The organism is Rhodococcus sp. AB351 (assembly GCF_049538275.1).
Classification (GTDB): domain Bacteria; phylum Actinomycetota; class Actinomycetes; order Mycobacteriales; family Mycobacteriaceae; genus Rhodococcus.
Map to the genome: position 1 here is coordinate 49,906 of NZ_JBMVFW010000008.1, position 12,107 is coordinate 62,012.

A 12,107-nucleotide genomic window follows, 5' to 3' on the forward strand; every position below is an offset into this window, starting at 1 on the left:
AGCCGGGCGGCTCCGGCCGGGACACCGTGCCCGGCCGGAGCGCCGACGATCAGCCCGCGGCCTGCGTCCCCCCGCGGCCCCGCCCGGCCGGAGCCTCCGCCGAACGGTCCCCGCCCTTCGTCGCGCTCTCGCCGTTCTGCGAGTCGCCGCCGGGTTCGTCCGAGCGCATGTGCTCGAGCGCGATCCGCGCGAACACCTGCTGCTCGGTCGCGGCCATCTCGTTGCGGCCGGTGGAGAAGAACGCCTGCGCCCACGACAACAGCGTGGACAGCTTCGACGAGAACCCCACCAGATACAGCAGGTGGATGAACAACCACGCCACCCAGCCGAGGAACCCGCTGATCTCGAGTTTGCCGACCTTGGCGACCGCACTGAACCGCGAGATGGTCGCCATGCTGCCCTTGTCGAAATACTTGAACGGTTCCCGATGGGTCGGGTCGGCGCCGTCGAGGGAGGCGATGATCTGCCGGGCCGCGTACTTGCCGCCCTGCATCGCCACCTGCGCCAGCCCGGGTAGCTTGTTCAGCGACATCATGTCGCCGATGACGAACACGTTCGGATGCCCCGGCAGTGTCAGATCCGGCAGCACCTCCACCCGGCCCGCCCGGTCGATCCCGGCGCCGGACTGTTCGGCGAGCTGCTTGCCGAGCGGGCTGGCCGCCACGCCCGCCGACCACACCTTGCACTGCGATTCGATGCGTCGCTGCGAGCCGTCCTTCTCCTTGACGACTAGACCGTCGGCGTCGACGTCGGTGACCATCGCGCCGAGCTGGATCTCCACCCCGAGCCGTTCGAGGGTGTTGCGGGCCTTGCGGCTGAGTTTGCCGCCGTAGACCGGCAGCACATCGGAGGCACCGTCGAGCAGCACCACCCGCGCCTCGGTCGGATCGATGTTGCGGAAGGTGCCCTTGAGGGTGCGGCGCGAGAGCTCGGCGATCTGCCCGGCCAGCTCCACCCCGGTCGGGCCCGCGCCGACCACCACGAAGGTCAGCAACCGGGCGCGTTCCTCGTGATCGTGGGACAGTTCGGCCTGCTCGAACGCCCCGAGGATCCGGCCGCGCAGCTCGAGGGCGTCGTCGATGGTCTTCATGCCCGGCGCGAACTCGGCGAACTGGTCGTTGCCGAAATAGGACTGGCCGGCGCCCGCCGCGACGATGAGGCTGTCGAATTCGGTGGTGGTGTACCGCTCGAGGAACCGGGAGGTCACCGTCCGGTTCTCCAGGTCGATCTTCTCGACGTCCCCGAGCAGCACCTGCGCGTTCTTCTGTCTGCGCAGCACCATGCGGGTCGCCGGGGCGATGTCGCCGACCGACAGGATGCCCGTGGCCACCTGGTACAGCAACGGCTGGAACAAGTGATGGGTGGTGCGCGCCACGACCGTGACGTCCACATCGGCACGAGCCAGGGCCTGGGTCCCGAACAGCCCACCGAAACCGGATCCGATCACGACCACACGATGACGGCGGGGTTCGGTCTGCTCGACGCTCATGGATGCTCCTTCACGTTGCCGGATGGATCGATCCCCAGTCTTGCAGTTGCCGCGCCCGCCCACAGCGCAACCGACGAGCTAACCCGGCCCGTCGCCGAGCGGCTCACGACCCGACCCGAGCAACCCGTAGACGGGGTTGTGCCGCGCGGCGTGCCGCACCGCATCGTTGGTTGCCGAGGTGTACACCTGCACGGTCTGCAACGACCGGTGCCCGAGCAGCTGCTGCAACTCGACCATCGTCGCGCCGCTGTCGGCCAGGCTCGTCGCGAAGGTGTGCCGCAACGCGTGGGCGAGCGCACCGCGTTTGCGTTCGGACTCGATACCGGCGCGGCGGTAGATGCGCCGCACCCGGTACTGCAGCGTGCCGCGGGTGATGCGTTTGCCGTCCGCGCCGACGAACAGCGGGTCGGCCGGGTCGTGCCGCTCCCACACCGGCAGTTCGTCGCGGTCGCGGGTGCGGCGCCGCGCGGCGGGGAAACGGGCGTAGCGTTCCTCGAGATAGGCGGCGACGATCGCCGTCCAGCTGTCCTCGAGGGGGATCTCCCGTTCGATCGCGCCCTTGCCGAGCACCCGCAGCACCGGCGCTTCGCGGCCGCCGAGGATGCTGCCCACATCGAGCCGGATCAACTCGTCCGAGCGGATCCCGGTGAGCAGCAGGGTCGCGATGAGCGCCAGATCGCGCTGCGGCCAGTCCCGCGCCGACTCCGCGGGACGTTGCGCCTCCACGGTGATGGTGTCGACGAGTTGATTGATCGCGGTGGGGGAGAACGCCTTCGGGGTGTGCTGCGGTTTCTTCGGCTGCGCGATCGAGGCCATCGGGTTGCCTTCCGACACCCCTTCGGAGACGAGGAAGTTGCAGAAGTTGTTCCACACCGACCACGCGCGGCGCACCGACGCCGGTTGCCGTTCGGCGGCGAACGCCGCGAACGCCGACCGCAAGCCGCGCACCGTCACGTCCCCGAGTGTGAGCGTCTCCTCCGACACGGCGCAGGTCGCGGCGAGATGGGCGCGCACCGCGTGCAGGTCGAGCCGGTAGGCCTTGATGGTGTGCGGGGACCGTTTCGCGGTCTGTAAGGTCTCCAGATACGACCCGATCCAGTCCGACAATCCCGGCTCGGTCGCGCTGCCCGCCACGATGCCCCTCCCGTGAAGATCCGCTCGTACAGATGTGCGAGTCCAGTGTGACAGCAGGGACCGACGGGACAGCAGAGACCGCGTCCGGATTCGGGGACACCGGCACCGGGTACGCGGTGGACAACAGACCCTTCGTGGAGAGGAGCACCCCATGCCCGCCGGCGATGTCGAGACGTTCCACCAGGACGGATCCTGGCACAACCGCATCGAGGGCTCGAACGACCTGCTCGGCAGCTATCCCACCCGCGAGGAGGCCGTCGCCGCCGGCCGCGATGAGGCGCGCCGCCGCAAGGTCGAACATCTCGTCCACAACCTCGACGGGAGCATCGGCGAACGCAACACCTACGGTCACGACCCGCGCGACATCCCGGGCTGATCGACCCCGAACCGAGCGACACCGAACCGATCGACACCGGGCGGAGCGACACCGGGGAGGTCAGCCGCGGCGGCGCTTGGCGCGCGCGGCGAACTCGTCGAGCACCCGCACCACGTCCTTGGCCTGCCAGATGCGATTGCGGCGCCCCTCGGTGATCTGCGTGAGGATCCCCGCGTCCACCAACCGGTCGATGGCGATCTGCGCGTTGGCGCCGGTCACCGACAAGGTCGCGGCGGCCGAGCGGTTGTCGATCACCGGTTGGCGCAACAGCACGTCCACCAGCCGGTGCACCGCCGAATCCCGCCGCGCCGTCACCCGGGACCGCCACAGCTCACGCACCGCCTCGAGATCGGCGACGAGCGTGCGGCCGTTGGCGACCGCCGCGAACGACGCATCGACGATCGAGTGCACGATCGGCCCGATGTCCCCGGCGCGGTAGGCGCCGAGCGCATCGAAGTACTCCCCGGTGTTGTGCAACAGGCCCGCCGAGACCGGCACGGCGACACTGCGGGTGAGCTGCCCGCCGCGCAGCATCGCCTGGATCAGCGCGCGGCCCACCCGGCCGTTGCCGTCCGGGAACGGGTGGATGGTCTCGAACTGGGCATGCGCGACGGCGATCTGCGCGACCACCGGCAGATCCACCCGGTTGGTGAAGACCACCAGATCGTCGATCAGCTCGGGCACCCGCGCGTGGTGCGGGGGCACGAACTGTGCGGTGTGCGGACCCAGGCTGCCCCCGCCGATCCACACCTGCTGGGTGCGCCAGCGGCCGGCGATCGCCGGATCGTCGTGCTCGAGCAGCGCGTGGTGCATCCGCAGGATCGCGTCGGCGTCGATCGCATCGGACAGCCCGAGCGCCGCGCGCATCGCCCGCACGTTGCCGACGATCAGGCGGGCGTTGCGGGAGGCGTGTTCGCCGAGTTCGGCGAGCGCGATCTGCCGCGCCCCGCTGGAGAGGTTCTCGATCTCCGAACTCGACGCGCTCTCGGTGCGCAGCAGGATGGAGGCGAACGGGGCGGTGATGTGTCCGACCTCGACATCGAAGCGGGTCAGTTCCGTCGCGGCTTCCTCGGTGAGGGCCTGCAGTTCGCCGTCGAGCGGGACGGGCCGGTGGGCGATGAGCGGGGGTACCGCGGCGCGGTAGGGGCCGGTGGTCAGGCGTTTCTCCCGCCGCGAGCCGTAGGCATCGCTGCTCACCCACGGGTGCTGTTCGTAGGTGACCGCGGGCCAACCGGACTCGACGTCAACCGATGCCATCCCCGGACCATACCATCGGATAGTCGATTATCCGATGGTATGGATCGGGGGTGGGTTCGGTTCGGGCCCGTGTGCACGGCCGGAACCGGGGGTTTGGGTCACGGGTGGTTCGGACGTAGGGTGCCGGCCATGGCATTACCGACCTTCGACATCGACACGCCCATGGCCTATCACGTTGCGCAGCACAACATCCTGCAGAGACTCGATGCCGGCGACGACGCCGGGACCGTGTGGGAGGAATGGCGGCAGACCATCGAGCGCATCCTCGACAACCATCTCGCCGGCCACGACGCGCTGAGCTTCGTGACCGCTCCCGCGCTCGGCCCGGTCGACTAGCCGCCCCGACCGCAGCGGAAGGGGCTACCGCAGCACGGTGTGCTGGAGCGAACGTATCACCGTGCGATACATCCCGCCGCCGGTGCCGTCGCGGGCCAGCGCGGCCCGCGCGGCGTTGGCGCCGGGCGCACCGTGGACCGCGCCACCGGGATGCGCCGAGGCGCCGGCCAAGAACACCCGGTCCACGGGGGTGTCGGCGCGGCCCAGGCCGGGGGTGGGCCGGAAGATCAGCTGCTGATGCAGGGCGGGGGTGCCCTGGTTGATGGCCCCGCCGACGAGAGCGGGATTGTGCTGTTCGAGTTCGGCGGGGCTCTGGACGGCACGGCCGAGGATGCGACCGGTGAACCCCGGTGCGTGCCGTTCGACGACGGCCTGGATCCGATCGGCGAACCGTTCGCGCCGGTCGGCGGTCCATACGAGATCCCGGGGTACATGGGTGTACGCCCAGACCGCCTCGGTGCCCGGCGGTGACCGGGACGGGTCGGTGGTGGTCATCTGGCCCAGTAGCACGAACGGATGGTCCGGCAGTGTCCCGTTGCGCAACTGGGTGTGATAGATCGCCAGCCCGCCCATGTCGACGCCGAGATGGACGGTGCCCGCCCCGGAGGCGGCCGGGTTCGACCAGGGGATCGGGTCCGACAGCGCCCAGTCGACCTTCACGGTGCCGTCGTCCCACTGGAAGTGCCGCAGATCGCGGAGCAGGCGGGCCGGCAGATGCTCCTCCCCGAGCAACTGCCGGTACAGCGTCGGGGCGGGCACGTCGGCGAGCACTGCCCGGGTGGCGCGGATCCGGTCGCCGTGGGCGTCCCGGACCCCGACGCCGCGACCGTCCTGCACGAGGATGCCGGTGATCTCCCGACCGCATTCGATCGTGCCGCCGCGGTCGGTCAGCCGACGGACCAGCGCGTCGGTGATCCGTGCCGCCCCGCCCGCGGGTGCGGGGAAGCCGACGGTCTGCCCCAGCATGGTCAGCAACCACCCGAACAGTGCGCCGGCGGCGTCGTCGGGACCGAGATCACTGTGGACAGCATTGCCCGCCAACAACATTCGAGCGCCGTCACCGGAGAAGGTCTCCTGCCCGAACCGTCGGGCGGGTAACAGGAACCGGCGCAGCAACCGGATCGCCTCACTGCCGGTGGTGCTCCGCGCCAGGGCGGCGGTACCGCGGATCGGGGGAAACGGGCTCAGCAATGTGTCGAGGAGCGGGCCGCCGATGCGCTGCCACAGCGCGAGCTCGTCGCGCCAGGCCCGGGCGTCGTCGGGCGCGAACCGGGCCACCGACGCGGCGGTGCGTTCGACGTTGCGGGAGAGCACCGCGATCTCGTCGTCGGGAAAGAGGTGGGCCAGCACATCCCGCGCGTGACGCCAGCGCAGCCCGTAACGGTGCAGGTCCAGACCGGCGAGCACCGGGGAGGCCACCCCCATCGGATAGAAGGCGCTGCACAGATCGGTGCCGAAGCCCTCGGCGGTGATCTCGGCGCTGCGCACGGCCCCGCCGGGTTCGGCGGCGGCCTCGACCACGAGCACACTCCATCCGGCGTCGGCGAGCAGATTGGCGGCGACGAGTCCGTTCGGACCGGCGCCGATCACCACCGCCTCGTAGTCGCTCACCGGGACGAGCCCTCCGTGGCCGACGATGCAGCCGGCGGGTCGGTGCCGTTCGAGGGGTCGGCATGTTCGCCGCGGTGCGCGGTGTCCTCGGCGAGATGCGATTCGCGTCCGATGCCGAGCGGAAGGACATGGGATTCGGTCCGCATCTTCTCGACCATGTCGGGATAGTGCAGCTCGAAGGCAGGACGCTCCGAACGGATCCGCGGCAGCTCGTAGAAGTTGTGCCGCGGCGGCGGGCAGGTCGTCGCCCATTCGAGCGAGTTGCCGTAGCCCCACGGGTCGTCGACCGTGACGACCTGGCCGTAGCGGTAGCTCTTGAAGACGTTCCACACGAACGGCAGGGTCGAGGCGCCCACGACGAAGGCACCGATCGTCGAGATCGTGTTCAGGGTGGTGAACCCGTCCGAGGGCAGGTAGTCGGCGTAGCGACGGGGCATGCCCTCGTTACCGAGCCAGTGCTGCACCAGGAAGGTGGTGTGGAAACCGATGAAGGTCAGCCAGAAGTGCCAGCGGCCGAGTTGCTCGTCCATCAATCTGCCGGTCATCTTCGGGAACCAGAAGTAGATGCCGGCGTAGGTGGCGAAGACGATGGTACCGAAGAGCACGTAGTGGAAGTGGGCGACGACGAAGTACGAGTCGTGCAGGTGGAAGTCCAGCGGCGGGCTCGCGAGGATGACGCCGGTCAGGCCACCGAAGAGGAAGGTCACGATGAAGCCGACGGCGAAGAGCATCGGCGATTCGAAGGTGATCTGGCCCTTCCACATCGTGCCGATCCAGTTGAAGAACTTCACACCGGTCGGGACGGCGATCAGGAAGGTCATGAACGAGAAGAACGGCAGCAGCACCGCGCCGGTGGCGTACATGTGGTGCGCCCACACCGCGATGGACAGCGCCGCGATCGAGATCGTCGCGAAGACCAACCCCTGATAACCGAACACCGGTTTGCGGGAGAACACCGGCAGGATCTCGGTGATGATCCCGAAGAACGGCAACGCCACGATGTACACCTCGGGGTGACCGAAGAACCAGAACAGGTGCTGCCACAGGATCGCGCCCCCGGTGCCCGGATCGTAGATGTGCGCCCCCAACTGCCGGTCCGCCAGCAGACCCATCAGCGCAGCCGTGAGAATCGGAAAAGCCAACAACACCAGCAGGCTCGTGATCAGGATGTTCCAAGTAAAGATCGGCATCCGGAACATGGTCATGCCCGGCGCGCGCAGGCACACCACCGTGGTGACCATGTTGACCGCCGCGAGGATGGTGCCCAGACCCGACAACGCCAGACCCACGATCCACATGTTCACCCCCATCCCCGGGGAATGCGCCACATCGCTGAGCGGCGCATAGGCCGTCCACCCGACATCGGCCGCCCCGCCCGGGGTGACGAATCCGGCGACGGTGACGAGCCCACCGAACAGGAACGCCCAGTAGCTGAACGCGTTCAGTCGCGGGAACGCCACATCCGGCGCACCGATCTGCAACGGCAGGATGTAATTGGCGAAACCGAAGACGATCGGGGTGGCATACATCAGCAACATGACCGTGCCGTGCAGGGTGAACAACTGGTTGTACTGCTCATTGGACAGGAACTGCAGCCCCGGCACCGCCAGTTCGCCCCGCAGCAACATCGCCAGGACCCCACCGAACAGGAAGAAACCGAAGGCGGTGCACAGATAGAACACCCCGAGCCGCTTCGGATCCGTGGTGGTCACTGCCTCGACGATCGCCGCACCCTTCGGGTGGCGGCGCCGCGGATAGGGACGTGCGGGCCGCAGCGGCCGCACCTCGGTGGCGGTCATGGTCGACGCCCCGATTCGTGCACCCCCGACTCGTGCACCGCCGCAGCGAGAATCTGCGCGGTGTGCAGCGGCGCACTGCCCGGCAGCAGATCACGCACCTGGGTGCGGCAACTGAACCCGTCCGCCACCAGCAGGGTGCCCGGCGCCGCGCGGCGGACCGCGGGCAGCAACTTGTCCTCGGCGCAGGCCACGGACACCTCGTAATGCCCGCATTCGAAACCGAAATTCCCGGCCAGGCCGCAGCATCCGGCGTCGAGGACCTCGACGTCCACCCCGGCGGCGTCGAGCGCAGCCTGTTCGGCACCGTATTTCAGCACGGCATGCTGATGGCAGTGCGGTTGCAGCAACGCCGACGCGCGCTGGTGCGGCTGTAGTAACGCCGACGCGCGCAGATGTGGCGAATGACGGTCCGGGGCGCGGGCGTGCAGCAACTCGCCGAGCGTCACCGTCTGGTCGGCCAGCCGCTGCGCGTCCTGGTCGCCGTACAGCAACTGCGGCAGATCGGCGCGGAACACTGCCGCGCAACTCGGTTCGAGCACCACGATCGGGGTGCCCGCCCGCAGTTCCGGGGCGAGGATCGCCAGGGTGCGGCGCAACACCCGTTTCGCGGTGGCCAGCTGGCCGGTGGAGATCCAGGTCAAACCGCAGCAGGCGGCACGCTCGGGTAGGCGCACCGAGAAACCGGCGTGTTCGAGGACGGTGACGGCATCGCGGGCGATCTGCGGATCGAAGTTGTCGGTGAACGTGTCGGGCCACAGCAGCACCGTGCCGCGCTCACCGCCCCCGACCGGTGTCTCCCGCATGGCGAACCAGCGGTGGAAACGCTGGTCGGCGAACCGCGGCAGCGGCCGGCGTCGATCGACCCCACCGACCGTCTTGACCAGATCCGCCAGCACCGGAGCGTGCGCGACGGTGTTGACCGCGCCGGGCGCCAGGGCCGCCAGGCGCGCCCAGACGGGGATCCAGCCCATCGCGTAGTGCGCGCGAGGCCGGGGCCGGTGGGCGTAGAAGTGGGAGAGGAATTCGGCCTTGTAGGTCGCCATGTCCACATCGACCGGGCAGTCGCTGCGGCAACCCTTGCACGCCAGGCACAGATCGAGGGCGTCCTTGACCTCCGTCGAGCGCCAACCGTCGGTGATCACGTCTCCCTGCAGCATCTCGAACAGCAGGCGGGCACGACCGCGGGTGGAATGCTCCTCCTCGCCGGTGGCGCGGTAACTCGGGCACATCACCCCCGATTCGTGACCGCGGCACTTGCCGACGCCGACGCAGCGGGCCGCCGCGTGCGCGAAGCGGTGACCGTCGTCCGGATAGGCGAAGTGGGTGCTCGGTTCGGCGGGCCGGTAGTCGCTGCCCTGTCTCAGGTTCTCGTCGAGCCGGAACGGGTGGACGATCTTGCCGGGGTTCATGCGATCGTCGGGGTCGAACAGCGCTTTGAGTTCCTCGAACGCGGTGATCAGCCGCTTGCCGAACATCAGCGGTAGCAGTTCGGCGCGGGACTGCCCGTCTCCGTGTTCGCCGGACAGCGACCCGCCGTAGCGGACGACGAGCCGGGCGCTGTCCTCGACGAAGGACCGGTACTCGGCGATGCCGTGGGCGGTGCGCAGATCGAAGGGGATGCGGGTGTGTACGCATCCTTGGCCGAAATGCCCGTACAGCGAGGCGGTTCCGTAGCCGTATCGCTCGAGCAGTGCCCGGAAGTCGCGCAGATAGTCCCCGAGCCGGTCCGGGGGCACGGCCGCGTCTTCCCATCCTTCATGGGTTTCCGGTTCGTTCGGTGGGTAGGCGGTGGCGCCGAGCCCGGCCTCGCGGGCCGCCCAGATCTGTTTCTTGTGGGTGGGGTCGTCGAAGACGGCGGCATGTGCCCCGGTGCGTCGGCACACGTCGTCGATCATCGTCTTGGCCTTGTCGTCGGCGTCGGTCCGGTCGTCGCCGTTCATCTGCACCATCAACCAGGCACGGCCCTCGGGCAGTTGCTGCAGGGCCTTCTCGGCGAGGCGCCGGCTGTGTTCGAGTTCGGCGAGCCGATGGTCGATGCCTTCGAGGGCGGCGGGGCCGTGGGAGACGACGAGCGGGACGGCGTCGGCGGCGGCGGTGATGTCGTCGAAGCCGAGCAGTACCAGCGCTGACGCCGCGGGGCGGCGCACCAGCTGCAAGCGCGCCCCGAGCACGGTGACGAGGGTGCTCTCACTGCCGACGAGCAGCTGCGCGATGTCGAAGTGCTTCTCCGGCAACAGCGAATCGAGGTTGTAGCCGGAGACGCGGCGGGGGATGTCGGGATACCGCTCGCGGATGTCGTCGGCCCAGCGGTCCCGCAGGGCGCGCAGGCCGCGGTAGATCTCGGCGCGCCGGTCGTCGCCGCGCACGATCCGCTCGTAGTCGTCGTCGCCGGTCGCCTGCACCCACATGCGGGTGCCGTCGTAGGTGAGCACATCGAGGGCGAGTACCGAGTCGACGGTCTTGCCGTATGCCTGCGCCGTGGATCCGCACGAATTGTTGCCGATCATGCCGCCGATGGTGCAGCTGACGTGGGTGGAGGGTTTGGGACCGACCATCCACCCGGTGTGCTCGAGCGCGTCGTTGAGGGCGTCGAGGGCGATGCCGGGTTCGACGGTGACGGTGCCGGCGTGCTCGTCGATCTCCCCGATCCGGGTGCAGTACTTGCTCCAGTCGAGCACCACCGCGGTGTTGCAGCACTGCCCGGCCAGGCTGGTGCCGCCGCCGCGCGAGAGCACGGGGATGTCGAACTCGCGGCACACGGCGACGGTGTCGACGGCGGCCTGCGCGGTGCGGGGCACGACCACCCCGATCGGGACCTGCCGATAGTTGGAGGCGTCGGTGGAATACGCGGCGCGGGAGCCGGCGTCGAACCGGACCTCACCGTCGATGCGGTCGCGCAGGGCCGCGGCGAGCTCGTCGAACAGCAACGTCGAGCGTCGACCCGTGCGGCGGGTGGGGTGGGTGCTCACTGGATCGTCCTCCTCATGGGGTGCCCGGGACCGTTACCGCACCCGGAAGCGGTCGAGGTCGGGGAGCTTGGGGGTCAGGCCGTGCCCGGGGGTGTCGTCGCGTGGCCGCACGCTTCCGCCGGCCGGGTCGAGGGCGCCGTCGAAGAATCTCGTCTCGATGCGCACGTGATCGTGGAACCATTCGAGGTGCCGCAGGTGCGGGATCGTGGCGGCGGCGTGGACGTGCAGGTGCGGGGCGCAGTGCGCGGACAGGTCCAGCCCGTGCGCCGCGGCGACGGCGGCCACTCGTAGCCATTCGGTGATGCCGCCGCAGCGGGTGAGGTCCGCCTGCAGGCAGTCGACGGCGCCGGCGGCGCACATGCGGTGGAAGTACGGCAGGTCGTAGCCGTATTCACCGGCGGTCACCTCGGCACGCACCGCCTCGCGGACCCGGCGCAGACCGTCGAGGTCGTCGGAGGACACCGGTTCCTCGAGCCAGCGCACACCGCAGTCGGCGGCGGCGTCCATCACCCGGACGGCCTGCTTGGCGGTGTAGCCGCCGTTGGCGTCGACGAACAGTTCGGCGGCGTCGCCGATCGCCTCACGTGCGCGGCGGATGCGGTGCAGATCGCGGGGGGTCGCGGTGCCCCGGCTCTCGGCGATCTTGATCTTCACGCGGGGGATGTGCTGCTCGTGCACCCAGTGGCGCAGCTGAGCGTCGAGCCGGTCGTCGTCGTAGGTGGTGAAACCGCCGCTGCCGTAGACCGGGACGCGGTCGCGGAGCGCCCCGAGCATACGGTGCAATGGGCGAGATGCCAGGCGCGCTTTCAGGTCCCACAGGGCCACGTCGACGGCGGACAGGGCGCAGCCGGCGATGCCGGGACGCCCGGCATTGCGCAGTGCCCGCACCATGTCCTCGTGCATGCCCGGCACGTCCTGGATCGAGCGTCCGACGACGATCGGGGCGAGCAGATCGGTGACGACCGGGACACAGGCCGCCGGGGCGTAGGTCCAGCCGACGCCGACACCGTCCGGATGGTGGGCGTGGACGAGGACGACGGTGGTGCTGTCCCACGCCAGGGTGCCGTCCGCCTCGGGGGTGTCGGTGGGGATCGTGTACGCCGCGGCGGTGACGTCGATGACGGTCACGTCGATGC

At 69.5% G+C, this 12,107-nt stretch carries 9 protein-coding genes; 2 read left to right on the forward strand and 7 right to left on the reverse strand.

Annotated elements, in window-relative coordinates:
- Window positions 1–49: 49 nt before the first annotated feature.
- The gene (locus ACPCXD_RS17100; protein WP_160877864.1) at window positions 50–1,489 is read right to left on the reverse strand and encodes an NAD(P)/FAD-dependent oxidoreductase; all 1,440 of its coding nucleotides are present in this window, start codon (window positions 1,487–1,489) and stop codon (window positions 50–52) included.
- Window positions 1,490–1,567: 78 nt separating this feature from the next.
- A complete protein-coding gene (locus ACPCXD_RS17105) occupies window positions 1,568–2,623 on the reverse strand; it encodes a tyrosine-type recombinase/integrase (RefSeq protein ID WP_160877862.1) in 1,056 nt (351 codons plus the stop codon).
- A gap of 151 nt (window positions 2,624–2,774) precedes the next feature.
- On the opposite strand from ACPCXD_RS17105, the gene ACPCXD_RS17110 reads away from it, so the two are divergent.
- Window positions 2,775–2,999 carry a DUF2188 domain-containing protein gene (locus tag ACPCXD_RS17110; protein ID WP_160877860.1) on the forward strand — a complete coding sequence of 75 codons (225 nt, stop codon included), beginning with the start codon at window positions 2,775–2,777 and terminating at the stop codon, window positions 2,997–2,999.
- 60 nt (window positions 3,000–3,059) lie between these two features.
- Here ACPCXD_RS17110 and ACPCXD_RS17115 read toward each other — a convergent pair whose 3' ends face one another.
- Window positions 3,060–4,256 carry a Fic family protein gene (locus ACPCXD_RS17115; RefSeq protein WP_423660444.1) on the reverse strand — a complete coding sequence of 399 codons (1,197 nt, stop codon included), beginning with the start codon at window positions 4,254–4,256 and terminating at the stop codon, window positions 3,060–3,062.
- Window positions 4,257–4,385: 129 nt separating this feature from the next.
- Between ACPCXD_RS17115 and ACPCXD_RS17120 the strand changes: the two genes are divergently transcribed.
- Window positions 4,386–4,592: a hypothetical protein gene (locus tag ACPCXD_RS17120; protein ID WP_423660446.1), complete on the forward strand. Its 207-nt coding sequence runs from the start codon at window positions 4,386–4,388 to the stop codon at window positions 4,590–4,592.
- Window positions 4,593–4,616: 24 nt separating this feature from the next.
- Here the strand turns inward: ACPCXD_RS17120 and ACPCXD_RS17125 are convergent, their stop codons facing one another.
- From ACPCXD_RS17125 to ACPCXD_RS17140, 4 genes are read right to left on the reverse strand one after another with little or no spacing between them, the layout of a single operon-like run.
- Window positions 4,617–6,203 carry an FAD-dependent oxidoreductase gene (locus ACPCXD_RS17125; protein WP_160877854.1) on the reverse strand — a complete coding sequence of 529 codons (1,587 nt, stop codon included), beginning with the start codon at window positions 6,201–6,203 and terminating at the stop codon, window positions 4,617–4,619.
- Window positions 6,200–8,002: an aa3-type cytochrome oxidase subunit I gene (gene ctaD / locus ACPCXD_RS17130; protein ID WP_423660448.1), complete on the reverse strand. Its 1,803-nt coding sequence runs from the start codon at window positions 8,000–8,002 to the stop codon at window positions 6,200–6,202. The genes ACPCXD_RS17125 and ctaD overlap by 4 nt, the downstream gene beginning before the upstream one ends.
- A complete protein-coding gene (locus ACPCXD_RS17135) occupies window positions 7,999–10,971 on the reverse strand; it encodes an FAD-binding and (Fe-S)-binding domain-containing protein (RefSeq protein WP_423660450.1) in 2,973 nt (990 codons plus the stop codon). Before ACPCXD_RS17135 ends, ctaD begins: the two co-directional genes overlap by 4 nt.
- A 33-nt stretch (window positions 10,972–11,004) precedes the next feature.
- The gene (locus ACPCXD_RS17140; RefSeq protein ID WP_160877702.1) at window positions 11,005–12,099 is read right to left on the reverse strand and encodes an enolase C-terminal domain-like protein; all 1,095 of its coding nucleotides are present in this window, start codon (window positions 12,097–12,099) and stop codon (window positions 11,005–11,007) included.
- Window positions 12,100–12,107: the final 8 nt, after the last annotated feature.

Excerpts from the sequence above, each read along its gene's own strand:
- ACPCXD_RS17100 (WP_160877864.1), bottom strand. The coding sequence starts at position 1,489 with ATGAGCGTCGAGCAGACCGAACCCCGCCGTCATCGTGTGGTCGTGATC.
- ACPCXD_RS17110 (WP_160877860.1), top strand. The coding sequence starts at position 2,775 with ATGCCCGCCGGCGATGTCGAGACGTTCCACCAGGACGGATCCTGGCAC.
- ACPCXD_RS17115 (WP_423660444.1), bottom strand. The coding sequence starts at position 4,256 with ATGGCATCGGTTGACGTCGAGTCCGGTTGGCCCGCGGTCACCTACGAA.
- ACPCXD_RS17120 (WP_423660446.1), top strand. The coding sequence starts at position 4,386 with ATGGCATTACCGACCTTCGACATCGACACGCCCATGGCCTATCACGTT.
- ctaD (WP_423660448.1), bottom strand. The coding sequence starts at position 8,002 with ATGACCGCCACCGAGGTGCGGCCGCTGCGGCCCGCACGTCCCTATCCG.